The organism is Novosphingobium sp. GV079 (assembly GCF_003058045.1).
In the GTDB taxonomy this organism is placed as follows: domain Bacteria; phylum Pseudomonadota; class Alphaproteobacteria; order Sphingomonadales; family Sphingomonadaceae; genus Novosphingobium; species Novosphingobium capsulatum.
The window spans coordinates 87,108-111,443 of the sequence record NZ_QBUE01000005.1; the positions used below are offsets into that span (position 1 = coordinate 87,108).

At 66.5% G+C, this 24,336-nt stretch carries 23 protein-coding genes; 8 read left to right on the top strand and 15 right to left on the bottom strand.

Features of this window, described 5'->3' with window-relative positions:
- Positions 1–34: 34 nt before the first annotated feature.
- A complete protein-coding gene (locus C8K14_RS08310; RefSeq protein ID WP_133726781.1) occupies positions 35–856 on the top strand; it encodes a hypothetical protein in 822 nt (273 codons plus the stop codon).
- Between the two features lie 51 nt (positions 857–907).
- Here C8K14_RS08310 and C8K14_RS08315 read toward each other — a convergent pair whose 3' ends face one another.
- The 3 genes from C8K14_RS08315 to C8K14_RS08325 form a co-directional block, all read right to left on the bottom strand.
- Positions 908–1,534 (bottom strand): class I SAM-dependent methyltransferase, encoded by a 627-nt coding sequence (locus tag C8K14_RS08315; RefSeq protein WP_022676447.1) that lies wholly within the window; start codon positions 1,532–1,534, stop codon positions 908–910.
- Between the two features lie 135 nt (positions 1,535–1,669).
- Positions 1,670–2,620, bottom strand: a complete 951-nt coding sequence (locus C8K14_RS08320; RefSeq protein ID WP_233250974.1) for a 2-hydroxyacid dehydrogenase — start codon at positions 2,618–2,620, stop codon at positions 1,670–1,672.
- A gap of 57 nt (positions 2,621–2,677) precedes the next feature.
- Positions 2,678–3,193, bottom strand: coding sequence for a DUF2141 domain-containing protein (locus C8K14_RS08325; RefSeq protein ID WP_233250975.1), 516 nt, complete (start codon positions 3,191–3,193; stop codon positions 2,678–2,680).
- A 296-nt stretch (positions 3,194–3,489) separates the two neighbouring features.
- Between C8K14_RS08325 and rpe the strand changes: the two genes are divergently transcribed.
- Genes rpe through purH form a run of 3 tightly spaced genes read left to right on the top strand, consistent with a single transcriptional unit; the run spans position 3,490 to position 7,701 of the window.
- Positions 3,490–4,155, top strand: coding sequence for a ribulose-phosphate 3-epimerase (gene rpe, locus C8K14_RS08330; RefSeq protein ID WP_022676450.1), 666 nt, complete (start codon positions 3,490–3,492; stop codon positions 4,153–4,155).
- Between the two features lie 4 nt (positions 4,156–4,159).
- Complete coding sequence (locus C8K14_RS08335) at positions 4,160–6,100, top strand: heparinase II/III family protein (protein ID WP_233250976.1); 1,941 nt, start codon at positions 4,160–4,162, stop codon at positions 6,098–6,100.
- A gap of 11 nt (positions 6,101–6,111) precedes the next feature.
- Positions 6,112–7,701: a bifunctional phosphoribosylaminoimidazolecarboxamide formyltransferase/IMP cyclohydrolase gene (gene purH, locus C8K14_RS08340; RefSeq protein WP_107716353.1), complete on the top strand. Its 1,590-nt coding sequence runs from the start codon at positions 6,112–6,114 to the stop codon at positions 7,699–7,701.
- 192 nt (positions 7,702–7,893) lie between these two features.
- Here the strand turns inward: purH and C8K14_RS08345 are convergent, their stop codons facing one another.
- Positions 7,894–9,354, bottom strand: coding sequence for a sorbosone dehydrogenase family protein (locus C8K14_RS08345; RefSeq protein ID WP_107716354.1), 1,461 nt, complete (start codon positions 9,352–9,354; stop codon positions 7,894–7,896).
- A 72-nt stretch (positions 9,355–9,426) separates the two neighbouring features.
- On the opposite strand from C8K14_RS08345, the gene C8K14_RS08350 reads away from it, so the two are divergent.
- A complete protein-coding gene (locus tag C8K14_RS08350; protein WP_022676454.1) occupies positions 9,427–9,906 on the top strand; it encodes a GAF domain-containing protein in 480 nt (159 codons plus the stop codon).
- Here the strand turns inward: C8K14_RS08350 and C8K14_RS08355 are convergent.
- The 6 genes from C8K14_RS08355 to C8K14_RS08380 form a co-directional block, all read right to left on the bottom strand.
- A complete protein-coding gene (locus C8K14_RS08355; protein WP_107716355.1) occupies positions 9,903–10,862 on the bottom strand; it encodes a ParB/RepB/Spo0J family partition protein in 960 nt (319 codons plus the stop codon). The genes C8K14_RS08350 and C8K14_RS08355 overlap by 4 nt on opposite strands.
- Entirely contained in the window at positions 10,859–11,635 is a 777-nt protein-coding gene (locus C8K14_RS08360; protein ID WP_022676455.1) for a ParA family protein, read from the bottom strand. The genes C8K14_RS08355 and C8K14_RS08360 overlap by 4 nt, the downstream gene beginning before the upstream one ends.
- The gene (rsmG, locus tag C8K14_RS08365) at positions 11,632–12,330 is read right to left on the bottom strand and encodes a 16S rRNA (guanine(527)-N(7))-methyltransferase RsmG (protein WP_107716356.1); all 699 of its coding nucleotides are present in this window, start codon (positions 12,328–12,330) and stop codon (positions 11,632–11,634) included. The genes C8K14_RS08360 and rsmG overlap by 4 nt, the downstream gene beginning before the upstream one ends.
- Positions 12,327–14,180: a tRNA uridine-5-carboxymethylaminomethyl(34) synthesis enzyme MnmG gene (gene mnmG / locus C8K14_RS08370; RefSeq protein WP_022676457.1), complete on the bottom strand. Its 1,854-nt coding sequence runs from the start codon at positions 14,178–14,180 to the stop codon at positions 12,327–12,329. The genes rsmG and mnmG overlap by 4 nt, the downstream gene beginning before the upstream one ends.
- Positions 14,181–14,277: 97 nt before the next feature.
- Positions 14,278–15,588, bottom strand: coding sequence for a tRNA uridine-5-carboxymethylaminomethyl(34) synthesis GTPase MnmE (mnmE, locus tag C8K14_RS08375; RefSeq protein ID WP_107716357.1), 1,311 nt, complete (start codon positions 15,586–15,588; stop codon positions 14,278–14,280).
- A 50-nt stretch (positions 15,589–15,638) separates the two neighbouring features.
- On the bottom strand, positions 15,639–15,908 hold the full coding sequence (locus C8K14_RS08380) for a DUF6489 family protein (RefSeq protein WP_022676459.1): 270 nt from the start codon (positions 15,906–15,908) through the stop codon (positions 15,639–15,641).
- 220 nt (positions 15,909–16,128) lie between these two features.
- Here C8K14_RS08380 and C8K14_RS08385 point away from each other — a divergent pair, with 220 nt between their 5' ends.
- Positions 16,129–16,515, top strand: a complete 387-nt coding sequence (locus C8K14_RS08385; protein ID WP_022676460.1) for a nuclear transport factor 2 family protein — start codon at positions 16,129–16,131, stop codon at positions 16,513–16,515.
- Between the two features lie 192 nt (positions 16,516–16,707).
- Here the strand turns inward: C8K14_RS08385 and rho are convergent, their stop codons facing one another.
- Together rho and C8K14_RS08395 are read right to left on the bottom strand one after the other, a co-directional pair.
- A complete protein-coding gene (rho, locus tag C8K14_RS08390) occupies positions 16,708–17,964 on the bottom strand; it encodes a transcription termination factor Rho (protein ID WP_022676461.1) in 1,257 nt (418 codons plus the stop codon).
- 215 nt (positions 17,965–18,179) lie between these two features.
- Positions 18,180–18,623, bottom strand: coding sequence for a CopD family protein (locus C8K14_RS08395; protein ID WP_107716358.1), 444 nt, complete (start codon positions 18,621–18,623; stop codon positions 18,180–18,182).
- Between the two features lie 197 nt (positions 18,624–18,820).
- On the opposite strand from C8K14_RS08395, the gene C8K14_RS08400 reads away from it, so the two are divergent.
- Together C8K14_RS08400 and C8K14_RS08405 are read left to right on the top strand one after the other, a co-directional pair.
- A complete protein-coding gene (locus tag C8K14_RS08400) occupies positions 18,821–19,225 on the top strand; it encodes a hypothetical protein (protein WP_107716359.1) in 405 nt (134 codons plus the stop codon).
- A 78-nt stretch (positions 19,226–19,303) separates the two neighbouring features.
- Positions 19,304–20,269, top strand: coding sequence for a hypothetical protein (locus C8K14_RS08405; protein WP_107716360.1), 966 nt, complete (start codon positions 19,304–19,306; stop codon positions 20,267–20,269).
- A 45-nt stretch (positions 20,270–20,314) separates the two neighbouring features.
- Here the strand turns inward: C8K14_RS08405 and C8K14_RS08410 are convergent, their stop codons facing one another.
- The 3 genes from C8K14_RS08410 to hemE all read right to left on the bottom strand — a co-directional run bounded on the left by C8K14_RS08410 (position 20,315) and on the right by hemE (position 24,072).
- Complete coding sequence (locus C8K14_RS08410) at positions 20,315–22,477, bottom strand: S9 family peptidase (RefSeq protein ID WP_107716361.1); 2,163 nt, start codon at positions 22,475–22,477, stop codon at positions 20,315–20,317.
- 72 nt (positions 22,478–22,549) lie between these two features.
- Positions 22,550–23,047, bottom strand: a complete 498-nt coding sequence (locus C8K14_RS08415; protein WP_233250977.1) for a TlpA disulfide reductase family protein — start codon at positions 23,045–23,047, stop codon at positions 22,550–22,552.
- Complete coding sequence (gene hemE, locus C8K14_RS08420; RefSeq protein WP_107716363.1) at positions 23,044–24,072, bottom strand: uroporphyrinogen decarboxylase; 1,029 nt, start codon at positions 24,070–24,072, stop codon at positions 23,044–23,046. Before hemE ends, C8K14_RS08415 begins: the two co-directional genes overlap by 4 nt.
- Between the last annotated feature and the right edge of the window lie 264 nt (positions 24,073–24,336).

Genomic DNA, 24,336 nt, shown 5'->3' on the forward strand with positions numbered 1-24,336 from the left:
AGGAACAAAAGATAACAAGCCCCGAGGACTATACGTGACCAAACCGTTGATCGCCCCATTGGACAGCATGGCCGCCTGGCAGGGCGCCACGCGCATCGTTTCGGCCAATGCCGATCTGCTGATCGCGATTGCCGGGGTGTTTTTCCTGCTGCCGCTGCTGGTTGGCGCGGTGTTCATCGCGCCGCCGGTGATTCCCCCGCAGGTGACGCAGCAGCAACTCGCGCAGGTGATGCAGGATTATTACACGCGCAACCTGCCCTACCTGCTGCCGCTGTCGCTGTTCCAGATCGTCGGCTTCATCACCATGCTGGTCTGCGTGCTCGATCGCTCGCGCCCCACGGTGGGCCAGGCGCTGCGCAACTGCGCGGCGCGGGTGCCCGCCTATTTCCTGGCGCAAGTGCTGATCGGCCTCTTCGCGCTCTTGCTGATGATGGTGGTCAGCGGCGTGCTGCTGGGCCTGCGCGTGCCGGCGCCGCTGGCCGCCGGCGCCGGGCTGGCAGCCGTGGTCTATCCGCTGCTGCGCACGATCATGGTCGGCCCGGTGCTGGGCGTGGGGCGCACCCACAACCCGATCATGGCGATCCGCGCCAGCGTGGCACTGACGCGGGGCAATACTGCGCGCATCCTGGCGTTTCTGGGCCTGGCCATGGTGGTGTTCCTGGTGGCGATGAGCGTGGTGATGATGGTGGTGGGCCTGATCACCACGCAGCTGCTTGGCGCCGAAAACGAAAGCGCGCGCCTGATCAACGAAGCGATCTCCGCGCTGCTCTATTCGGTGGGCTATACCTATTTCGTGGCCATGCTGGCTGGCATTCACGGGCAGCTGACTGCCGATCTGCCCCGCCCGTTTCTGTAACTCAGAAAATGAAACGCGCCCGTTCCATTGTGGAAAGGGCGCGCCGGGTGGTCAGTCTTTCCAGCCCCACGAGATCACGCAGGGCGGCACGTTGATCGGCTCGAAACCCTTGTCGATGCGGTGGAAATAGCGGCTCATCAGCGCGCGGGCGCGGGCTGTGTACTGATAGACCAGGAACGCCCCGCCCGGGCGCAGCACGCGCTGCGTCGCGGCCATGATCGCCGGCCCCACGCCTTCGGGCAGCGTGGTGAACGGCAGGCCCGACAGCACATAGTCGGCATGGTCAAAGCCATGCTGGCGCACGATGCTTTCCACCTCGGCCGCAGAGCCGTGCACCGCGATGAAGCGGCTGTCGCCGATGGTGCGGGCCAAGTAGTTGATGAAATCGGGGTTGGTGTCGATCACGATCAGCCGCGCGTCACGGCGCAGGCGATCGAGCACCGGCTGGCAGAACGTGCCCACGCCGGGGCCATATTCCACGAACAGATCGCAGTTTTCCCAATCCACCTTGGACAGCACGCGCGCGATCGTGCGGCGCGAGGACGGCACGATCGCGCCGACCATCACCGGGTGCTTGATGAAGCCCTTGAAGAAAATGCCTGCCGGACCGAACATCCGTTCCGCCTTGCGCCGGACCCGCTGATGCAAAGGAGCGCGCGCCGCCTGGGTCGAATTCATTATGGACAGGCATCCCTATCTTGGTGCGTGAACCGCGCAAGTTGCAAATCCGTGGCACTATTGCAAGCGTTCGCCGCAAGGCCCAGCGCGATGCGACGAACCGTTATCGGACAGACACCCTGTGAAACGCCCTGTTTACCCTTGCAGATGGCGGGTTTCGGCCACCGGGGTCAACGCCCGGCCCGTGGCAAACCATGCGGAAAGGTTGTCGATCATCAGTTGCCCCATGGCCGTGCGCGTGGCGACCGAGCCAGAGCCGACATGGGGCAGCAACACCGCGTTATCCTGCGCGACAAGGTCGGCAGGCACATGGGGTTCGCGGGCAAAGACATCGAGCCCGGCCGCCAGGATCGTGCCATCCTGCAAGGCCGCGATCAGCGCTGCTTCATCCACCACGCTGCCACGCGATACGTTGATCAGCACGCCCTGCGGCCCCAGCGCGCGCAGCACGGCGGCATCGACCAGCCCCGCCGTGGCAGCACCGCCGGGCACCACCACCACCAGCACATCGACCGCCTCGGCCAGGGCGAGCGCCGTGGGATACCAGGGATAAGCCACGCCCTCCTGCCGCGTGCGGCCATGATAGGCGATTGCCACGCCAAAGCCTTCCAGGCGGCGCGCCACCGCCTTGCCGATCGCCCCCAGCCCCAGGATGCCCACGCGCCGCCCGCGCAGCGTGGGCGAAAGCGGAAAGGCGCCCTGTTCCCACAGCCCGGCGCGCAGGTGCCGCTCGGCCTGGGGCAGGCGGCGGATCGTGGATAGCAGCAGGCCGAGGGTCAGATCGGCGACTTCCTCGTCGAGCACGCCGGGGGTGTTGGTCACCATTACGCCGCGCGAGGCGGCCGCAGCCACGTCAATATTGTCATAGCCCACGCCAAAGTTGGCGATGATTTCCAGCGCCGGCAGGCGGTTCATCACCTCTGCCCCCAGGCGGCCGAACAGGGTGTTGGTCGCCAGGGCGCGGATCGATCCGGCGGCGGCATCGTCCAGCCCGTCCCACAGGCGGTGCACGGCAAAGGCCGCTTCCAGCGGCTGCATGGTGAACGGCGGAAAGGGCGCGGCGGCGAGGACGGCAGGTTTGGTCATGCCGCGCATGTTAGCGCGCGAACGGTTGAAAAGTCAGCCCTTCATCCCGGCAATCGCTCAAGGATAGCGCAGGCGAATGCGCGTCGACAGGTTGGTGCGCGGCACGGAAAGGCGCACCGCGCGGAATTCCAGCAGGCTTTCGATCGAGCCGGGATTGCCTGAAAAGCCAAAGCCTTCGGCCGGCAGGCCCATCGGCCCGATGCGGTTGAGCGAGCCGGAATTGTCCTCGTCATGATAGACGGCCAGAGCATAGATGCCCGGCTGCGGCAGGAACAGGCACATATGCGTCTTTTCCGCACGGGCCGGCACGCGCGCAACATAGAGCGAGCCACCATCGATCAGGAACTTGCGCTGGTCATCGGGATAGACGGTGAGCGCAATCACGCCGCGATCGGATCGCACCTTGTCGATCGTGACATTGAGCCAGGTATCGCTGGGCGGGCCGGCGCAGCCGAGCGGCGGCAGATGCACGCCATGCTTGGCCGCCATCGCGGTGCCCGGCAGCAGGGCCAGCGTTGCACCCAGCGCCAAGGCGCCAAGCGTGGTCTTGAGGGATTCGATCAGCGTCTTCACCCCATCTTCGATGACAAGCCCGGCCGCCAATGGCAAGGGGGCGCAAGGCCGCAGGGCGCGTTCGCGGCGCGACCGTGGCATTGCTGCATGGGTTGATCGCCGGCCTGGACAAATCCGCGCGCTTTCGGAGCAAACCCGCGCCAGACCGGCCCGAAACTGCACAACGCGTGTGGAAAATACTGCAAAGAGCGCTTGTGGCCCCGATTCGGCGCGGTTAAGCGCCGAACGGCGCCCGCTTGGCGATTTGGCCGGGCCGGGCTATTTCTTGCCCAGAATTGCGATCGGACCCGTTGTCGATGACTGCCTTGCCGATAATTTCCCCGTCGATCCTATCCGCCGATTTTTCCCGGCTGGGCGAGGAAATCCGCGCGATCGATGCCGCCGGGGCTGACTGGATCCATGTGGACGTGATGGATGGCCACTTCGTGCCCAACATCACGATCGGGCCGGCCGTGGTCAAGGCGCTGCGCCCCCACACCACCAAGCCGTTCGACGTGCACCTGATGATCAGCCCGGTCGATCTCTACCTTGAGGCGTTTGCCAACGCCGGGGCCGATATCATCACCGTGCATCCCGAAGCCGGGCCGCATATCCACCGCACCGTGCAAGCGATCAAGGCGCTGGGCAAGAAGGCCGGGATCGCGCTCAACCCCGCAACGCCAGCCAAGATGCTCGATTACCTGATCGACGATATCGACCTGGTGCTGATCATGAGCGTGAACCCCGGGTTTGGTGGGCAAAGCTTTATTTCCAGCCAGCTGCGCAAGATCGAGGCGGTGCGCAAGATGATCGACAAGACCGGCCGGCCGATCCACCTGGAAGTGGATGGCGGGGTGGATGCCAAAACCGCGCCGCTGTGCGTGGCCGCCGGCGCCGATGCCCTGGTCGCCGGCACCGCGACCTTCAAGGGTGGGCCCGATCACTATGCCGCGAATATCGCCGCGCTGAAAAGGATCGACTGACCCCGTGGGCGAACCAGGCTTCTCCATCGCACCCGGCCAGCCCGCCAAGGGCAAGGCCATTTCGGCGGACGAAGCCAGCCCCGCCCTGCCCCTGGGGCTGGAAAACGAACCCTTGCGGCGCGATGCGGCCGCCGCCGCTGCTGTGGTCCGCCCCCTGCCGCCGATGCCCGCCGACGAAGACATGCCGCTGCGCCCCGAAGTGGTGGAGCCCGGCCGCGCCCTGGCGCTGGCGGATTTTTCGCCGCCCCCGGTCAGCGCGGGTGAACGCTTCATGCGTTTTGCCTATCGCCTGGGGCTGCCGGCCGCCGCGCTGCAACCCTTTCGCAAGCGTTCTCGCCCGCGCCTGACGGCGACGGTCAGCAACCCGCTTCCGGGCGATTCCTGCGCAGGCAAGGCATTGCGCGCGGGGCATTTCCTGGTCCACGGCATGAAGACCCCGATTGCCGATACTGAGTTCACCGGGCCACGCCTGCCGCCGCCGTTCGAGCGGATGGTGCATGGCTTTGCCTGGCTGCCCGATCTGGAGGCCAGTGGACCACGCGCGCAATGCACCCCCGTGGCCGAACGCGTGCTGGGCATGTGGCTCAATGCCAATCCCCAGCCCAATGCCAGCCCGGCGTGGGATGTGGGGCATACCGGCCACCGCCTGCTCACCTGGCTGATCCACGCGCCGCTGCTGCTGTCGGGCAACGACAAGAAGTTTCGCAGCCGTGTGCTGCACGCCATGGCCGAAACCGCCCGCTGGCTCGATCGCCATGTCACCCGTGCGGATGACAAGCTGGGCGAAGTGGCCGGCTGGGCGGCGATCACCGCCGCCGGGCTGCTGATGGCCGATGGTGGCCCGCGCCGCCTGTTTGGCGAGGCCGGGCTGATCCGCGCACTTGGTGACATGGTGGGCGATGATGGCGGCGTGCTGTCGCGCAGCCCGCTGGGCCAGATCGAGGCGATTACCATCCTGGTGCGGCTCAAGGCCTGCTATGCCGCCGTGCGCCGCGATCCGCCCCAGCAGATTGAAACGATCCTGTCGCTGCTGGTCCCGCCGCTGCTCGCGCTGCTGCATGGCGATGGCGCGCTGGGCAGCTGGCAGGGCGCGGGCGCGGTACAAGCCGACCATATCGCCACGCTGATCAAGGCCAGTGGCGTGCGCACCCGGCCGCTGCGCGATGCCCGGCAATGGGGCTACCAGCGCATTACGGCGGGCAAGTCGGTCCTGCTGCTCGATGCCGCGCCGCCGCCGATCGCCCGCCACGCGCGCGAAGGCTGTGCCTCTACCCTGGCGTTCGAATTCAGCCATGGCGCCGAGCGACTGATCGTCAATTGCGGCGGCGCGGCCTTTGCCGGCGGGCTGATCCCGCTGCGCCTCGCGCAGGGCCTGCGCGCCACGGCGGCCCATTCCACGCTGACGATCGACGATTTCAATTCCACTGCCGTGCTGATCAACGGCAAGCTGGGCAGCGGCGTTTCCGAAGTGGAAGTGGACCGCCGCACGCTGCAGGCCGATGGCAGCTATGCCGCCACGGCGCCCGGCCCGATGGGCCAGTCTGCCACCCGGATCGAGGCGAGCCACAACGGCTATGTCAGCCGCTATGGCCTGATGCACCAGCGCATCCTGATCCTGCGCGATGATGGCACCGAACTGCGCGGTGAAGACCTGCTGGTGCCGCACGGCAAGAAAGGCAAGCGTGGCATGATCGGTGTTGCCTTGCGCTTCCACCTTGGCCCGCATATCGAGCTGGCGCAGGGCCAGGACGGCCTTGGCGTTACCCTTGCCCTGCCCGATGGCGGCCTGTGGCAGTTCCGTTCGGGGCGTGAGCCGGTGACGATCGAGGAATCGCTCTGGGCCGATGGGTTGGGCCGCCCGCTGGGCACGCGCCAGCTTGTCATCACGGCCAAGATCCCGCGCAGCGGAGAGAGTTTCTCCTGGCTGCTCAAGAAGATGAGATAGGAATTTTCAACGTGAGCGATGTGACGATCCGGCGGGCGCTGCTTTCGGTGTCTGACAAGACCGGCCTGGTTGACCTGGGCCAGGCACTGGCCGCACACGGCGTGGAACTGGTTTCCACCGGCGGCACGGCCAAGGCGCTGCGCGAGGCGGGCCTGGCGGTGAAGGACATTTCGGAACTGACCGGCTTTCCCGAAATGATGGATGGCCGCGTCAAGACGCTGCACCCCAAGGTGCACGGCGGCCTTCTGGCCGTGCGCGACAATGCCGAGCATGCGGCCAGCATGGCCGAACACGAAATCGGCGCGATCGACCTTGTCGTCGTGAACCTCTATCCGTTCGAAGCGACCGTGGCCAAGGGCGCGGACCGCGACGAAGTGATCGAGAACATCGACATCGGCGGCCCCTCGATGGTGCGTTCGGCGGCCAAGAACCACGATTACGTCACGATCCTGACCGATCCGGCCGATTATGCCACGGTCATGACCGAACTGGCGCAGACCGGCGGCAAGACCACCCTGCCGTTCCGCCGCGCGATGGCGGCCAAGGCCTATGCCACTACGGCCGCCTATGATTCGGCGATTGCCACCTGGTTTGCCACCGTGGACCAGCAGCAGCATTTCCCCGCCACACTGGCCAGCGCGCACAGCCTGGTGACGACGCTGCGCTATGGCGAAAACCCGCACCAGTCCGCCGCGCTCTATGTGCCGCGCCGCGCCACGGTTCCTGGCCTGCCCCAGGCCGAGCAGATCCAGGGCAAGGAACTGTCGTACAACAATTATAACGATGCCAACGCCGCGCTTGAACTGGTGGCCGAATTTGCCACCGACAAGCCGACCGTGGTGATCGTCAAGCACGCCAACCCCTGCGGCGTCGCCAGCGCGGATACGCTGCTCGACGCCTGGCAGGCTGCCCTGGCGTGTGACAGCGTTTCGGCCTTTGGCGGCATCGTGGCGGTCAACCAGCCGCTCGATGGCCCCACCGCCAACGCGATCTGCGAAATCTTCACCGAAGTGGTCGTGGCCCCCGGTGCCGATGCCGCCGCGCGCGAGGCGTTTGCCCGCAAGAAGAACCTGCGCCTGCTGCTGGTCAGCGAACTGCCCGACGCGCATCGCGCCGGCCTGGTGACCGTGCCAATCGCCGGCGGCCTGCTGGTGCAGGACCGCGACAATGGCGCGATCACGGCTGACGACCTCAAGGTCGTGACGCAGCGCGCGCCGACCGAACAGGAACTCAAGGACGCGCTGTTCGCCTGGACCGTGGCCAAGCACGTGAAGTCCAACGCCATCGTCTATGCCAAGGATGGCGTGACCGCCGGCATCGGCGCGGGTCAGATGAACCGCCGCGACAGCAGCCGCATTGCCGCCGCCAAGGCCCAGGAAGCCGCCCAGACCCATGGCTGGAGCGAAGCCCGCACGGTGGGCGCAGCGGTGGCCTCTGACGCGTTCTTCCCCTTTGCCGATGGCCTGATGGCCGCGGTGGAAGCGGGTGCGACGATGGTGATCCAGCCGGGCGGCTCGATCCGCGACGAAGACGTGATCAAGGCCGCCGACGAAGCGGGCCTGGCCATGGTCTTTACCGGGATGCGCCACTTCCGCCACTGATCGCGGATTTCGGAACGAAAAAAGGGGGCGGTGCCAATGCGGCACCGCCCCCTTTTTCTTGCTCCCCTCCCGCAAGCGGGAGGGGCTGGGGGAGGGAATGTTTGGCCCTGCCAACCCGCGTTCTGAAAAAACAACACGCCCTCCCCCAACCCCTCCCGCTCGCGGGAGGGGGGCTATAGAGGGAAGCGTGGCTTACGGCTGCGGCTTGTTGAGCACCGAATCCGGGTTTTCCTGGATGCGGATCTTGCCCATCGGCGGCTTGGGCGGCAGCGGGGTATCGGCGATCTGGGTAATCGCCGGGGCCGGCTTGGCGCCCGGCGCGGTGACGCGCCAGATCACGCCGCCCACATCGTCGCTGACCAGCAGAGCGCCGTCCTTGGCAAAGGCCACCCAGGTGGGACGGCCATGGGACTTGTTGTCCTTGGTGAGGAAGCCGGTGAGCACAGGCGCAGGCGGGGCCGGCAGCACATTGCCGTGGCTGTCGAACCGCACGAAGACCACGTCATAGCCAGCGAGTGGGCGACGGTTCCACGAACCGTGACGGGCGATGAAGGCGCCCCCGGCAAAGCGATCGCCCATGGTATTGCCGCCGCGCGCGAAGGCCAGGCCGAGCGGCGCGACATGGGCGCCCAGGCCGTATTCTGGCTTGCGCACGTATTCCATCAGGTACTCGGGCATCGGCTCGTTTACGCGCCAGTCGATGTACTTCTTCCAGTACACCCAGGGCCAGCCATACTGCGCGCCGAGCGGCACGTTGGTGAGGTAATCGGGCACGAGATCGGGACCGAGCATGTCGCGCTCGTTCACCACGGCCCAGAGTTCGCCGGTGTAGGGATTGAAATCCATCCCGTTGGGATTGCGCATCCCGCCGGCAAACTGGCGCACGCGGTGCTTGTCGAAATCATATTCGAAGATCGCGGCACGCTGCGCCTCGGCATCGATGCCGTTTTCAGCGATATTGCTGCCCGAACCGACCGAGATGTAGAGCCGCTGGCCATCGGGGCTGAGCGCCAGGTTGCGCGCCCAGTGCATGCCGGCCGGCGGCAGATCCATCAGCTTTTCCGGCTTGCCCGGCAGGGTGGTCTGCCCCGGCTGGAACGGCCAAGACACCACGCCATTGTGGTTGGCAACATAGAGCCGCCCCTCGCGCCACACCATGCCGAACGGCGAATCCAGCGCCGGATTTTCCATGACAAAGCGCTGGCTCGCCTTGCCGCTGCCGTTATCGCGCAGCACCACGATCTTGTTGGGCGAGGGTTCACCCGCACCGGCCTGGCTGAACAGGAAGCCTGCCACCAGCCCGGTGAGGCCGCCACCACCATGATCACCTGCGGGCGCATTGGTTTCGGCGGTCAGCACGTCGCCATTGGGCAGGACCGCCAGTGTGCGCGGGTGGTCCAGACCATCGGCAAATCGGGTGACGACCAGCCCCTGCGCGGCCACCGGCGCTTCGCCCGCCTGCCAACCGATCGGCTTGGCAATGCCGACGCCGGGAATGGTCTGCGGCGAAGGCTCGGCCATCTTGGGATGGGGGCCCGAGGTTTCGTCGGTGGTGTATTGGCCGGCCGGGCCACGGATGGCCCAGACCAGGAACGCGCCAATCGCGATCACCAGCAGGCCAAGGGCGATGAGGAACTTCTTGAGGGTGCTCATGCCGGGCAAACTAGGGCGGCCAGGGCTTCGCTGCAATGACAGCTTGCGGGAAATGCGCTAAGCCCCACCGCCATGTACGATTTTCAATTCGATAGCGCTGACAAGCCCACCCTCTATGCCGATCTCGTCGCGGCCGTGCGCGGGCTAATCCATGGTGAAAACGATGGCGTGGCCAACATGGCCAATGTCGCCGCGCTGCTGGCGCTGGCCCTGCCCGATTGCAACTGGACCGGGTTCTATCGCCTGATCGGCGATACCCTGGTGCTGGGCCCGTTTGCCGGCAAGCCCGCCTGCATCCGCATTCCACTGGGCCAGGGCGTGTGTGGCACCGCCGCGGCTACCGGCGAAACGCAGCTGGTGCGCGATGTCCACGCCTTCCCCGGCCATATCGCCTGCGACGCGGCCAGCGCCTCTGAACTGGTCGTGCCGATCAAGCGCGATGGCGTGGTGATCGCGGTGATCGACCTCGACAGCCCGACCGTGGCGCGGTTCGACGAGGAAGACGCGCGCGGGATCGAGGCCTTGGCGGCCGTGCTGGCCGGCGCGGTTTAAATCGCGCCGCCAGTCAGCCGCTGGCAGATCAGGTCAAGCTGGTCGAGCGTCTTGTAGCGGATCACGACATTGCCGGTGCGTGGATCGGCATCGGCATTGATCGTCACCTTGAGGCCGAGGAATTCCTCCACATGGGCCTGCACGGCGGCGATATCGGCGCTGTCTGACGGATCGCGTTCGGCGCGGGCGCGGCGCGGGCCACTTTCCGGCTTGGTCGCGCGCTTGGCCATGCGCTCGGCATCGCGCACCGAAAGGCCCTTGGCGATGATTTCCTGCGCCAGCGGCAGTGGATCGGGCACGACCGCCAAGGCACGGGCATGGCCCATCGACAGGTCATCGCGCTGGACCATGTCCAGCACTTCCTCAGGCAGCGAGAGCAGCCGCATGAGATTGGCGACATGGCTGCGCGACTTGTCAACAAAGCGGGCGATTTCCTGCTGGGTCAGCCCGTCGTTGTCGGACAGGCGCTGATAGGCGCGGGCCTCTTCCACGGGGTTGAGATCTTCGCGCTGCAGGTTCTCGATGAGGGCGAGCGCCGTCACCTCGCGCTCATCGAGCTGGCGGACGATCGCGGGGATTTCGTGCACGCGGGCACGCTGCGCCGCACGCCAGCGGCGTTCGCCCGCCACCAGCTGATAGCGGCCACCGGCCATAGGGCGGACGATCACCGGCTGGATCACGCCGCGCGCGGCGATCGACTGGGCCAGTTCGTCCAGCGCCTCTTCATCGAAATGGCGGCGCGGCTGATCCGGGTGCGGCTCGATCTCGGCCACCGACAGCAGCGCGACGCCGGTGGTGGCCCGCGCCGGGGCTGCGGCCGCAGGCGTACCACCGGTTGCGGCGGGCGCCGGACGGACCAGCGATTCCTCGCGCCGGGTCTCGCCCAGCAAGGCGCCCAGCCCCCGGCCCAGTGCGGCGCGCTTTACCGGTGCCTTGACGCCGTCTTCGCCGCTCATGCCGCCTTCCTCCGTTCCGGCAGGCGCCCGATCAGCTCGCGCGCCAGTTTCATGTAGGCCTGCGATCCCGAGCAGGCATGGTCATAGATCAGCGCCGGCAGCCCGTGGCTGGGCGCCTCGGACAGGCGCACGTTGCGCGGGATCACCGATTCGAACACGAGATCGCGCAGGCACGACCGCACATCGTCGGCCACCTGGTCGGTCAACCGGTTGCGGCGATCGTACATCGTCAGCACGATGCCCAGGATGCCCAGATCGGGATTGAAGCGCTCCTGCACCCGCTCCACCGTCTGCAAAAGCTGGCTAAGCCCTTCCAGCGCAAAGAATTCGCACTGCAGCGGAACCATCAGGCTATCGGCTGCGGCCATGGCATTGAGGGTCAGCAGGCCCAGGCTGGGCGGGCAATCGATCAGGCAGATTTCGTGCGTCGTGTCACGGTGCAGTGCAGCACGCAGACGGCCGGTGCGATCATCCACGCTGACAAGCTCCACCTCGGCGCCGGACAGGTCCACCGTGGCGGGGATGATATCGAGGCCGGGAATGCGGGTGGGAACGGCGCATTCCGCCACCCCTGCCCCGTCGATCAGCATGTCATAAGAAGACCGCTCGCGATCGGCGGCGTTGAGGCCGATCCCGGTGGAGGCATTGCCTTGCGGGTCAAGGTCAACCAGCAGCACTTTCCAGCCAGTAGCGGCAAGCGCAGTCGCGATATTGATAGCGGTGGTGGTCTTGCCCACGCCGCCCTTCTGATTCGCAATGGCGATGGTGATCATCGACGGGAGCCTCGTTGGGAAGCTGCGCCCGACTGGCGGGCAGGCTTCGGGGGATGGCCACCCAGCAAGCGACCGGCGATCACACCAGCGGCGGGATCGGTCAGCGATTGTTCCACGTGAAACACGTGGCGCCAGGTTTCAGGCAGTATAGCCACTTCTTGCGCTGCCTTCGCCCCTTTTGGCAGCAACCACATCGTTTCCGGTGTGGAAAAACGCGAAGAAATCTTCAGCAACTTGTCGAGCGGCGCAAATGCGCGCGCGGAAAGCACTGCATAGGTCTGATCGGGCAAGTCTTCGACGCGTGAAAGCACGACGTTGACGTGCGACAACCCAAGCTCCGCCGCCGCGCGCGCCAACCATTCGGTTCGCAGTCGGCGCGAATCGACCAGGGTAACCGACCGCTGTGGTTGCAGCGCGGCAATCACCAGGCCAGGAAACCCGGCCCCGGTGCCCAGATCGAGCCATGCGCCGTTGGGCAATGTTTCACGTGGAACAGTGAGCAGCTGGGCGCTGTCGACAATATGCCGCTGCCACACCATGGGAATGGTGCCGCGCGCGATCAGGTTCTGACGCTCGTTCTCCACCACCAGCAGCTCAACCAACCGGTCCAGGCGCGCCATCGTGGCGTCATCGGTGCCGAGCGTCTGGCGCAACCAGTCCTGCGCTTGCGCCTCGCTTTCGATCATGGTGGTCATGCTGCCACCATGCGGCGACGGGCATGGACGAGCAGGCTGGCCAGCGCGGCCGGGGTGATCCCCGCCAAACGGCCGGCGGCTGCCAAGGTTTCCGGCCGGGCCGCGCTCAGGCGTTCGACCATTTCGGCGGAAAGCCCGGGCACGCGGTTATAGGGAAAATCCTCGCCCAGCGGCACGGTCTCGTTGGCGCGCAGGTCACGCAGCTCCGCTTCCTGCCGCGCGAGGTAGGGCGCATAGGCAGCGTCCTCTTCCACTTCCTCGACCAGCAAGGCGTCGTCGGGCATGGCCTCGGCAAGCCAAGGCGCCAGCCCGGCCAGCGTCACTTCGGGGAAGCGCAACCACTCCATCAGGCTGCGCCGCGCACCATCGGCGCGAACCGCCAGGCCAGCGCGTGCCATCTCGCTCGGCGTGGTTTCCTGGGCCAGTCCCTCTTCCAGCCGGGCCCGCGCGTCGAGCCGGCGTTCGAACCAGGCGCGGCGCTCATCGCCGACACAGCCCGCCGCGATGGCCAATGGCGTCAGCCGGGTGGTGGCATTGTTGGCGCGCAGGCGCAGGCGATATTCGGCCCGCGCGGTGAGCATGCGATAGGGCTCGCTCACCCCATGCAGCGTCAGGTCATCGATCATCACCGCCATATAGCTCGATCCGCGATCGAGCGCTGCGGGCGCGGTGCTCAGCACGGCGGCAGCGGCATGCATGCCCGCGACCAGTCCCTGCGCGGCGGCCTCTTCATAGCCGGTGGTGCCGTTGATCTGCCCGGCGCAATAGAGGCCAGGCATGGCGCGCACTTCCAGGCTGGGACGCAGCGCTCGCGGATCGATATGATCGTACTCCACGGCATAGCCGGGCACGACGATGGCCACCTGCTCCAGGCCTTCCATCGAACGCATCATCGCCAGTTGCACATCGGCAGGCAACGAGGTCGACAGACCATTGGGATAGACCAGATGATCGTCCAGCCCCTCGGGTTCGAGGAAGACCTGATGGCTGTCGCGATCGGCAAAGCGGTGAATCTTGTCTTCGATCGACGGGCAATAGCGCGGACCGCGCGCGCCGATCGCGCCGGTGAACAGCGGCGAGCGATCCAGGCCGCTGCGGATTATATCGTGGGTCTGCGCATTGGTGCGGCTGATCCCGCAAAAGATCTGCGGCAGCGGGCGCGCGCGCGTGAGCGGCGACATCGTCCATGGATCGGTATCGCTGTGCTGCTCTTCCAGCCGGGCCCAATCGATGGTGCGGCCATCCAGGCGCGGCGGTGTGCCGGTCTTGAGCCGGGCCATCGGCAGGGCGGCATCGCGCAGCTGGGCCGCCAGACGATGGGCGGCGTCTTCGCCGATGCGGCCACCTTCCATCCGCTCTTCGCCACGGAACAGGCGCGCGCCCAGGAACGTGCCGGTGCACAGCACCACGGCCGATCCCTCCAAAATGGATCCATCGGCCAGCTCGATGCCGACGACACGGCCACCTGCCAGGCGCAGCGCGGCTGCTTCCCCCGGCACGACGGTAAGGCCAGGCTGGCTGTTCACCACCGCCTGGACCGCCGCCTTGAATCGCTTGCGATCAGCCTGGACACGCGGTCCCTGCACCGCACTGCCTTTCGAGCGGTTGAGCATGCGGTAATGAATAGCGCCAGCATCGGCCGCCCGCGCGATGACGCCATCAAAGGCATCAACCTCGCGCACGAGGTGTCCCTTGCCCAAGCCACCGATCGCCGGGTTGCAGCTCATCGCGCCGATCTTGTCGGGATCGAAGCTGACCAGCGCGGTGCGCGCCCCCATGCGCGCCGCCACGCAGGCCGCCTCGACGCCGGCATGGCCGCCGCCGACCACAATGATGTCGAAGGAATGCATGCGCTCTGCCCTATCGCTCTGCGCGCCTTGGGTCAAACTTGTGTTTCACGTGAAACATGCGGAGGGGAGATTTGCGCCGCGTGAAAAACCCGTTCGCCTATTTGCCGATGCAGAAGCGCCCGAACAGCGCATCGAGCATGTCTTCGGTGCCAGCACGGCCCGTCAACCCATCCAGCGCGCGGCGGGCCAGGCGCAAGTGCTCGGCCGCCAGCAGCGGGTCGAACTCCAGCGTCGCTGCCGCAAGGTTGTTGTGCACCTGCGAAAGAAGTGCATGCTGGCGGGCATTGAGCGCCGCCTCACCCGGCCCTGGCAAGCTAGCCCGGGCATGGCTGACGAGATCGCGACGCAAGGCATCGAGCCCTTCGCCGGCATGAACTGAGAGACGATGGCGGGGCGCAGCCTTGGCCGGGGCGGCCGGATCGTCGGCGCGCGCAGCCAGTTCCCACAGCGGCACGGTAGCGTCAGCCGGCCCTTCCCCCTCAGGGCCGAGCCAGAGGATCAGGTCGGCCCGCGCAGCCTCGGCGCGTGCACGGGCAATACCGATCCGCTCGATCTCGCCGGCACCCTCGTCACGCAGCCCGGCGGTATCGGCAAAGGTGAAAGGCACACCATCGATTGCCACGCTGCGCGTCAGAACATCGCGCGTGGTGCCGGGCTCCGCCGCAGTGATGGCGGCCTCTGCCTCGACCAGCGCGTTGAACAGCGTGGACTTTCCGGCATTGGGCGGGCCGGCCAGCACCACGCGAAACCCTTCGCGCAACGGCTCTGCACGTGGGCGGTCTAGCCACGCGGCCACCTGCGCCGCCTGCGTTGCGGCCTGATCGGCAAAGCCGGGCGGCAGCAAGGCCACGCCTTCACCAACGTCATCCTCATCGGAAAAGTCGAGCAGTGCCTCAAGCTGGGCAGAAAGCATCAAGACACCCTGGCGCCAATCCTCGACCTGACGGGACAGCGCGCCATCGGCCATCGCCAGAGCACTGCGCCGCTGCAATTCGGTTTCGGCATTGAGCAGATCGGCGAGACCTTCGGCCTCGTTGAGATCGATGCGGCCATTGAGGAACGCACGGCGGGTGAACTCCCCCGCCTCGGCCGCGCGAAGGCCAGGCAAACGAGCGAGCGCGGCAAGCACGGCCTGAACCACGGCACGCCCGCCGTGGAGATGAAGCTCGGCACTGTCTTCGCCGGTGGCGGTGTGCGGGCCGGGCAACCACAACACCATCGTGGCATCGAGCAAGGCGCCATCGGCCGGATCGACCAGCCGGCGAAACGTGGCGCGGCGTGGCGGGGGCAAGCTGCCAGCCAGAGCCGACAGGGCCGTGCCAGCATCCGGGCCACTGATCCGCACCACGGCAATGCCGGCCGGCGGCGCCCCGGAACTGAGGGCGAAGATCGTCGGGTTGTCGCTCATGCCGCACCGCTTATCACGCGGCGGGCTTAGTGCCTACATCTCGGCGGTGCCTACTTCTTGTCGCCGCCCATGCCGGCCTTGAAGCCAGCCATGGCCGCCCCGGCGCCCTGCTCCATGAACTGCTGGAACAGCTTGAGGCCGATTTCGCCCATCGGCGCCAGTTGCTTGGCATAGCCCTGGAGTTGGTCCACGCTGCTTACGCCCTGCATCGCCTTGGCCACGGCATCGACATAGACGTCATTGGCTTTGGAAACGTCTGGCAAGCCGAGAAAACGGCGGGCCTCTTCCGGGCTGCATTCGATCTCGACATTCACTTTCATGGCCTGCTCCCGGGAATTTGTCGTGGCTTGCGGCACGGAAGGTGTCACAGTCGGCCAGGCACGCCAAGCCCATGATCGACCGAAACGGTATCGCGAACGATCAACCGCTGCAGGCTTGCCCATGCCGCGTTGCGCCGGATCAATGCGCCCGGCCACGCGTTGTTTCACGTGGAACATGCCGGGTGCCGGCAGTCGCGCGCCCTTGGCTGGGAGACGTATCATGCAGCTTGGATTGGCCGCCTGGCACCGCGCCATGCTTGCGGGATGCCCCGAAGACCTGCTCACCGAACTCCTGGCTGACGATGCCGTGTTTCACTCGCCGGTGCTGCACACCCCGCAGGTGGGCCGCGAGGCGGTGGCACTGCACCTGTCGGCCGCCTGCCGCATCCTGGCCTTGGGACGCTTTGCCTATGTGCGCGAACTGGCCGATGGCCCGGAAGCGGCGCTGGAGTTCGAGGCGACGCTCGATGGTGTGGCGGTGAACGGCGTGCACCTGCTGCGCTTCGATCTGGAAGGGCGGATCGTCGATGCCAAAGTGATGGTGCGTCCGTTTGCTGCGGCAGACCTGCTGTGGCGCAAGATGGCCGAGGCGCTGGAAGACGGTTGAGAATGATCGGGGCGTTTGTGCCAGCGCCCTTCGACAGGCTCAGGGCGAACGGAGCGTTGGGGAACGGCGGCTGCTATTGCCGTTCGGGCTGAGCTTGTCGAAGCCCTCACCCCATCGCCAGGCGGACGCAAAAAGGGGTGGAAGGCCTGGCTGCCTCCCACCCCTTTTTTGCGCAGCAAACCCTTGGCGGGATTACTGGTTCATCGTGGCGAAGAAGTCTTCGTTGGTCTTGGAATCCTTCATCTTGTCGAGCAGGAATTCCATCGCGTCGACCGTGCCCATCTGCATGAGGATGCGGCGCAGCACCCACATCTTGCTGAGCTGGTCGCGCGGCACCAGGAGTTCTTCCTTGCGCGTGCCGCTCTTGCCCACGTCGAGCGCGGGGAAGATGCGCTTGTCGGCGACCTTGCGGTCGAGCACGATTTCCGAGTTGCCGGTGCCCTTGAACTCTTCAAAGATCACTTCGTCCATGCGGCTGCCGGTGTCGATCAGCGCGGTGGCGATGATCGAAAGCGAGCCGCCTTCCTCGATGTTGCGCGCGGCGCCGAAGAAGCGCTTGGGGCGCTGCAGGGCGTTGGCATCAACACCGCCGGTCAGCACCTTGCCCGACGAAGGAACGACGGTGTTGTAGGCACGACCAAGACGCGTGATCGAGTCGAGCAGGATCACCACGTCGCGCTTGTGTTCGACCAGACGCTTGGCCTTTTCGATGACCATTTCGGCAACCTGCACGTGGCGCGTGGCCGGTTCGTCGAAGGTCGAGGAGATGACCTCGCCCTTCACCGAGCGCTGCATGTCGGTCACTTCTTCGGGGCGTTCGTCGACCAGCAGGACGAGCAGGAACACTTCCGGGTGGTTGTCGGTGATCGCCTTGGCCATGTTCTGCAGCAGCACGGTCTTGCCGGTGCGCGGCGGCGCCACGATCAGCGCGCGCTGGCCCTTGCCCTGTGGGCTGACCAGGTCGATCACGCGGGCGGACTTGTCCTTGACCGTGGGATCGAGCGTATCGAGCTTGAGGCGCTCGTTGGGATAAAGCGGCGTGAGGTTGTCGAAGTTGACGCGGTGGCGCACGGCCTCCGGCTCGTCGAAGTTCACCTTCATCAGGCGGGTGATGGCGAAATAGCGCTCGCCATCCTTGGGCGCGCGGATTTCGCCTTCCACGGTATCACCCGTGCGCAGGCCCCATTTGCGGACCTGGTTGGGCGAGACATAGATGTCGTCCGGGCCAGCGAGATAGTTGGCTTCCGGGCTGCGCAGGAAGCCGAAGCCGTCGGGCAGAACCTCGATCGTGCCGATGCCGAGGATTTCCTCGCCGTCTTCGGCCACTTCCTTGAGGATGGCGAACATCAGATCCTGGCGGCGCATCGTGCTGGCGCCTTCCACGCCCAGCTCTTCGGCCATTTCGACCAGCTCGGCGGGGGTTTTCTTTTTGAGTTCTTTCAGATGCATTGCGTGTGTTCCGTCAGCGGAAATAGGCTGGAAAAATGGCCGGCGGGCCGATGGGCTTGGAGAAAGCAGGCCGTGAGCGCGCCAGTGCGCGCCCGGGTATGTGCCGGTCGAGATGTGCGTTATGCCGGGAAAAGCCCGGCGTCAATTGAGGATTGGTGAAGGGTGCGGGGCTTGCGGCCAGCGCTGGGCCTGGCCGCCGCCATGTACGCCGTCGCTCAGAACGGCTTGATGATCACCAGGATGACGATGATCGCGCCGAGCACGCCGGGCACTTCATTGAGCAGGCGCAGCTGCTTGCCGGTAAGCCGACGTTCGCCCCGCGCCAGGGCGCGGTGATAACGGGCGAGCCAGATGTGATAGCCAGTCAGCGCCACCACCAGCAGCAGCTTGGCATGGAGCCAACCCTGGGTGAACCAGCCGCCGGTGATCGCCATAGCAAGCCCGAGAATCCACACCACCGCCACGCTGGGCGCCATGATGATCTTCATCAGCTTGCGCTCGCGATCGGTCCACACCGCGTTTTCGGGAGAATTGACCGGCGTTTCCTGGTGATAGACGAACAGGCGGGGCAGCATGAACAGCCCGGCCATCCAGAAGATCACGAAGATGACGTGGCCAGCCTTGAGCCAGAGATAGAGCATCGAGAGCACCTGGAGCATGAGGGTCTTCTAGCGTTGCGCGAGGGGGACGGGAACGGGCCTTTCGACGGGCAACGTGCGGCACGCCGAACGGCTCCACCGCATCTCGGCCTTTGCGGCGATGATTGCAAGAACCTTGCCCGCTCGGGTAGGAGGGGCGCAAGCAGGCGAGCCAATGAGGGGGACGCCACGTGTTGCAGGCAGGCCGCCGATTGCTGATGCGCCATCCGCGCCTGGGTCTGATGATCCTGGCGCTGGTGCTCGGCCTGCGCGTGCTGATCCCGCCGGGGATGATGCCGGTGCCCAACGGCGCGCGCGGCATCGTCGTGGCGCTGTGTGATGGCAGCGGCCCACTTGGCGCTGACGTGAGCAAAGCGAACCGGCGCACGATCATTCTGCCCACCAGCCATCCCGGCAAGACCGACGGCACGGCCAATCCCGGTCCCTGCGCCTTCGGCGTGCTGGCCAATGCCATGATGGGGGGTGGAGAGGCCCCCGCCCTGCCCCTGGCGCCCTCGCTGATGGCACCCATCGCGCCGGCACTGGTGGCGGCCCTGATGCTGGCGGCGATTGCCCGCACGCGGCCGCCGGCACGTGCGCCACCGCAAAGCGCCTTCGGCTAAGCCAAGCACACCGAGCATTTTTGTTTTTCCGGCCCGCGCTGCAACAGTGGCGGAGCCGCCTGTCGGGATATCCGATCCATGCCACGCCTGTTTTCGCGCGCCCTTGCGGCTGCGCCCCTTGCCCTTGCGCTGTCGTCCACCCCAGCGCTGGCCTGTGCCAGCTGCGGCTGCACGTTCACCTCTGACTGGCTCAACCAGGGCCTGGTCACCCAGCCTGGCCAGGCCGCCACGCTGCGGGTGGACTATGTGCCGCAAAGCCAGCTGCGCACCGGCACCAGCAAGGTCGATACCAGCCAGTTGACCATCCCCAACGATCGCGAGATCGAACGCTGGACCGACAATGTCTATGTCACCGCCAGCTATGACCGGCAGTTTGCCAGCGACTGGGGCATCAACGTGGCCGTGCCGCTGATCATCCGCCCCCATGCGACGATCGCCGAAGATACCGACGGAGAAAGCCGCTCCCGCACCCATGGCCTGGGCGATATCCGGGTGACGGCGCGCTGGCAGGGCCTGTCGACACCCAGCGGCGTGACCGGGCTGCAGTTCGGGCTCATCCTGCCCACCGGCGGCTTTCACCAGACGTTCCGCAGCGGCCCGGCACAGGGCGAGGAAGTGGATCGCGGGTTGCAGCCGGGCACCGGCACCACTCAGGCGGTGATCGGCGCCTATCACTATCGCCGGTTGGGCCGGGACTGGGCGCTGATGGTGCAGGCCCAGGCGCAGATCGCGCTCAATGCGCGGCAGGACTATCGCCCCGGTACGATCGGTGAAGCCTCGCTGGCGGTGCAGTGGATGGGCCTGGGCCGCGTGGTGCCGCAGTTGCAGATCAATGCGCGGATCAACGTGCAGGACAGCGGCCTCAATGCCGACGTCGAAAACAGCGGAGGCGAGCAGGTCTATCTTGCGCCGGGGCTGAGCATGCCCCTGGCGGCGCGGGTTTCTGCCTTTGCCCATGTCCAGCTGCCGCTATACCAGCGCGTGGTGGGCTGGCAGCTGGCACCCCGCGTCAACCTGGCTGCAGGGCTTACCGCGCGGTTCTGAACGGGTTTCCGGTGGCGGCCATGGGGCGCCACCGGGACACCGGGGTCACTGCGCCGGCTTGAGCCAGCGGGCCATCCAGCCAAAGATGGTCTGGTGCCACTGCAGCGAGTTCTTGGCCTTGAGCACCCAATGGTTTTCATCGGGGAAGACCAGCAGTTCGGACGGGATGCCCCGCCGTTGCAGCGCGGCAAAGCTGGCCAAGCCCTGGGTATAGGGAATGCGGAAGTCGTTCTCGCTGGTGATCACCAGCATCGGCGTCTTCCACTGCGCCACGTGGTTGACCGGGTTCCACTTTTCAAAGGCTTCGGGCGCCTCGTAGTAAGGGTGCCCACCGTGTTCCCATTCGTCGAACCACAGCTCGTCGGTTTCATAGGCCATGGCGCGCGCATCAAACACGCCATCGTGCTGGATGATGCACTTGAAGCCATCGGGCCACTGCCCCTCGATCCAGTTCATCATGTAGCCGCCATAGCTGCCACCGGCCGCACAGGCATTGCCGGGATCGACCGCGCCATCCTTGGCCGCGGCCGCCACCATGCCGAGCTTGAGGTCCTGCAGCGGCTTGCCACCCCAATCCTGGTTGATGCTGTCGGTAAAGGCCTGGCCGTAACCGGTCGATCCGTGGAAATCGATGGTGATCGCGGCATAGCCCTGCGCTGCCCACAGGCGCGGGTTCCAGCGGGTGGACCAGCCATCGCTGAACGAGCCCTGCGGCCCGCCATGAACCAGCAGCACAGTCGGCAGCTTGCCCACGGCACCTGCCGGCTTGAGGATCTGGCCCCACACCGTATCGCCATTGGCCCCGGCGAACGCAAAGCGCTCCACCGCCACCGGGGCCATGCCGGCCAGCGCGGTGGTGCCCAGATCGGTCAGCCGCGTGGCCTGCTGGCCGGGCTTGCCCAGATAGAGTTCGGGCGTGGCATCGATGGCATCGCGCTTGAGCAGGAACGCCCCGCCCTTGAGCATCGCAATCTGCGAAACGTGGCCTTCGCGGCCCTTCTGGAAGGCCAGGCGCGTGGGTTTGCCCGTGGCGAGATCGACGCGGAAGGCCGGCGTATCGAGCAGGTCCTGCGCCGTGACGATCAGGGCCTTGCTGTCAGGCGTGAAGGCCAGCGAGCCGGCGGAGCGATCCCAGCCTTGGGTCAACGCACGGCTCTGCCCGGTCTTGAGGTCCATCAACTGGATCACCAGACGATCGGCCTCGTACCCCGGGCGCGCCATTGCCGCCCAGGCCAGCCAGTGGCCATCGGGCGATACCGCCGGGGTGGTATCGGTGCCACGGTTGCTGGCCGTCAGGTTGCGCGGCGCGCTGCCATCGACAGGTGCCCACCACAGATCGAGATTGGTCGAGCGCGGCTCGTCGCGATCGGCCTGGCGCGCGGCATAGATCACCGCGCTGGAATCCGCGCTCCAGGTCAGTTCGCCGCCATCACCGAACGGCTTGCTCGGCGCGTCGCCGACCAGGCCGCCCTTGGCCGGATCGCCATCGAGCGCGTGGCCGGATGCCGGATCGACCTGCCCGCCCTTGAGCGCGAAGGCAAAGATGCGGCTGTGGATGCCCGGCGTTTCCCAGGTATCCCAATGGCGCACGAAGCCGGCGCCATCGCGATAGAGGCGCCCGCTGCCCGGCCCGGGCAGGCCGGTGTTGCCATCGCCATGGGGCAGATCGGCGCAACCGCCAAACGTGGGACAGGCGCGGGCGACATCGCCCCACACTGCCAGCCGCGTGCCATCGGGCGAAAGCTTGAACCCGGCCACCTCGGCAGCCAGATCGGTAACCCTGATCGGCCCACCGGCACTGCCATCGGCACCAGGCAGGACCGACCAGACCTGCGCGGTCTTGCTATCCTTGTCAGACAGGAACCACAGCCGCCCATCGGGGGCAAAGGCGGGATCGCTGATGCTGCCCTGCCAGGCCAGCTTGACCGGCGTGGCGCCCTTGCCACCCAGCGGCAGCAGCCACAGCGCGGTGCTGCGGTTGTAGCTGTGCGGATCGGTGGTGGTGACGGTGTAGGCCGCCAGGCGCCCGTCGGGCGACACAGCAAAGCTGCCCAGGCGCGGCAGCGTGACGAGATCCTGCGCGGTCATCGCCGGTGCGGCGGCGGCCGATGCGGATGCCACGGCCGGAGCGGGCGCCGCTGCCAGGGCGAGAGGGGCCGCGCCAAGGGCCAGTGCGGCAAGCGAAAGCGTGTGGGTGAGCTTGTTCATGGGCCGCATGGGTACCCTGCCCCCGGCCCAGCGCAAGAGGGAACGATGCAGCAGGCGCCTCAGCTGGCCGCGCTAGCCGGCCAGCGCCTTGGCCAGCGCCTGGTCGAACCGCGCGGCATCGAGCGGCCCAAAACGCGCCACGATCGTGCCATCGCGCCCATAGATGCGGGTTTCGGGCAAGGCAGTGGGCAAGTCGCGCGGCCGCACATGGGTATCGGTGGCGCGGATCAGGGGAAAATGCACGCCCATGCCCGCCGCCAGGATGCGGCTGCGGCTGGCGGCGGTATCGAGCGCGATGCCGACCATGCGCAGGCCTTGGCCGCTGCCGCCTTGGGCGTGATATCGCTGCCACGCGGCATCGAGGATCGGCATGTCATGCCGGCACGGCGCGCACCAGGTGGCCCAGAAATGCACCACCACCACGTCATGCGCGGCCGGATTGATCGCAAACGGCGCGCCATCCAGCGTGGTGGTGGCCAAAGGTGGCAAGCGATCGGGCGCGGCCTGTGCCGTGGCTGCGCCACCCAGCGCGGCCACCGCCAAGGCCAGGACCAGCGCCCCCCGCTTCACGGGCGCTGCCAACCCTTGACCGTCGCCAGCAGCTGTTCGACATGGGCGATCGGGGTGAACTGGCCGATGCCGTGGCCCAGGTTGAACACATGCGGCCGATCGGCAAAGGCATCGAGCACGCGCCGGGCCTGGCGGTCCAGCTCGGCCCCGCCGGCCAGTAGCAGCAGCGGATCGAGATTGCCCTGCACCGGCATGCCCGCCGGCAATTCGCGCGCGGCCCACAGCGGATCGATGGTTTCATCCACGCCCACCGCGTTGACCCCGGTTTCGCGGGCATAGGCGGCCAGCTTTTCGCCCGCGCCCTTTGGAAAACCGATCACCGGAACGTGGGGATAGCGCGCCTGGATCGCCGCGGCGATACGGGCATTGGGCGCGATCACCCAGCGTTCGAATTCGGCGGGTGCCAGGCTGCCGGCCCAGCTGTCGAACAGCTGCAAGCCTTCGGCGCCGGCCTCGACCTGGCCGGCGAGGTATTCGATCGTCACCTCGACGATGGCATCGATGATCGCCTGGAACGCCTGCGGATCGCGATAGGCATAGCTGCGCGTCTCGTGATGATCACGGCTGCCCTCGCCCGCCACCATGTAGGTCGCCACGGTCCAGGGACTGCCAGCAAAGCCCAGCAGGGTGGTCTGTGGGCCCAAGGCTGCCTTGACCCTGCCCACGGTAGCGTAGATCGGCGCAAGACGCTCTGGCACGGCCTGGAGGGCACTGAGCGCGGTATCCACAAGCCGAGGGGCGAGGCGCGGTCCTTCGCCGGCAGTGAAGGTCAGATCCTGGCCCATGGCATAGGGCACGATCAGGATGTCGGAAAACAGGATCGCCCCGTCAAACCCGAAGCGGCGGATCGGCTGCAGCGTGATCTCGGCGGCAGCCTCGGTATCATAGACCAGTTCCAGGAACCCGCCCTTTTCGGCCCGCAAGGCGCGATATTCCGGCAGGTAGCGCCCCGCCTGGCGCATCAGCCAGATCGGTCGGCGGGAAAGGTTCTGGCCGCTGAGCGTTTCGAGAATGGGACCGGGCATCGTTCTTGTTTTTCCAATCCAATCAAAAAAATAGAATCTTATTAAATGGGATGATGAAGGTAGTTGGCCCTGTGGAAACCGGGGATAGCCAAGCTCTGCCCGATTTGTCCCGGATGCTCCACAAAATTCGCGTGGTGCGAATCCCGATGACTCCCGATGCAAGACAAACTTGTGCCCGTTACCCACAGGCTGTGGGTAAGGCTGTCCCCATGGGGATGAAACGGCCAGTGGATGACTCGCTTCGGGGGTGAAATCGGGGGCGAA

What these genes read in the sequence shown, in the direction of transcription:
- rsmG (WP_107716356.1), bottom strand. Translation starts at nt 12,330, where the DNA reads ATGACCACCATGATCGAAAGCGAGGCGCAAGCGCAGGACTGGTTGCGC.
- C8K14_RS08345 (WP_107716354.1), bottom strand. Translation starts at nt 9,354, where the DNA reads ATGAGCACCCTCAAGAAGTTCCTCATCGCCCTTGGCCTGCTGGTGATC.
- C8K14_RS08410 (WP_107716361.1), bottom strand. Translation starts at nt 22,477, where the DNA reads ATGAACAAGCTCACCCACACGCTTTCGCTTGCCGCACTGGCCCTTGGC.
- C8K14_RS08385 (WP_022676460.1), top strand. Translation starts at nt 16,129, where the DNA reads ATGCAGCTTGGATTGGCCGCCTGGCACCGCGCCATGCTTGCGGGATGC.
- C8K14_RS08405 (WP_107716360.1), top strand. Translation starts at nt 19,304, where the DNA reads ATGCCACGCCTGTTTTCGCGCGCCCTTGCGGCTGCGCCCCTTGCCCTT.
- C8K14_RS08350 (WP_022676454.1), top strand. Translation starts at nt 9,427, where the DNA reads ATGTACGATTTTCAATTCGATAGCGCTGACAAGCCCACCCTCTATGCC.
- C8K14_RS08400 (WP_107716359.1), top strand. Translation starts at nt 18,821, where the DNA reads ATGCGCCATCCGCGCCTGGGTCTGATGATCCTGGCGCTGGTGCTCGGC.
- rho (WP_022676461.1), bottom strand. Translation starts at nt 17,964, where the DNA reads ATGCATCTGAAAGAACTCAAAAAGAAAACCCCCGCCGAGCTGGTCGAA.
- C8K14_RS08395 (WP_107716358.1), bottom strand. Translation starts at nt 18,623, where the DNA reads ATGCTCCAGGTGCTCTCGATGCTCTATCTCTGGCTCAAGGCTGGCCAC.
- mnmE (WP_107716357.1), bottom strand. Translation starts at nt 15,588, where the DNA reads ATGAGCGACAACCCGACGATCTTCGCCCTCAGTTCCGGGGCGCCGCCG.
- C8K14_RS08360 (WP_022676455.1), bottom strand. Translation starts at nt 11,635, where the DNA reads ATGATCACCATCGCCATTGCGAATCAGAAGGGCGGCGTGGGCAAGACC.
- mnmG (WP_022676457.1), bottom strand. Translation starts at nt 14,180, where the DNA reads ATGCATTCCTTCGACATCATTGTGGTCGGCGGCGGCCATGCCGGCGTC.
- C8K14_RS08355 (WP_107716355.1), bottom strand. Translation starts at nt 10,862, where the DNA reads ATGAGCGGCGAAGACGGCGTCAAGGCACCGGTAAAGCGCGCCGCACTG.
- hemE (WP_107716363.1), bottom strand. Translation starts at nt 24,072, where the DNA reads ATGCCCGGTCCCATTCTCGAAACGCTCAGCGGCCAGAACCTTTCCCGC.
- rpe (WP_022676450.1), top strand. Translation starts at nt 3,490, where the DNA reads ATGACTGCCTTGCCGATAATTTCCCCGTCGATCCTATCCGCCGATTTT.
- C8K14_RS08315 (WP_022676447.1), bottom strand. Translation starts at nt 1,534, where the DNA reads ATGAATTCGACCCAGGCGGCGCGCGCTCCTTTGCATCAGCGGGTCCGG.
- C8K14_RS08320 (WP_233250974.1), bottom strand. Translation starts at nt 2,620, where the DNA reads ATGACCAAACCTGCCGTCCTCGCCGCCGCGCCCTTTCCGCCGTTCACC.
- C8K14_RS08380 (WP_022676459.1), bottom strand. Translation starts at nt 15,908, where the DNA reads ATGAAAGTGAATGTCGAGATCGAATGCAGCCCGGAAGAGGCCCGCCGT.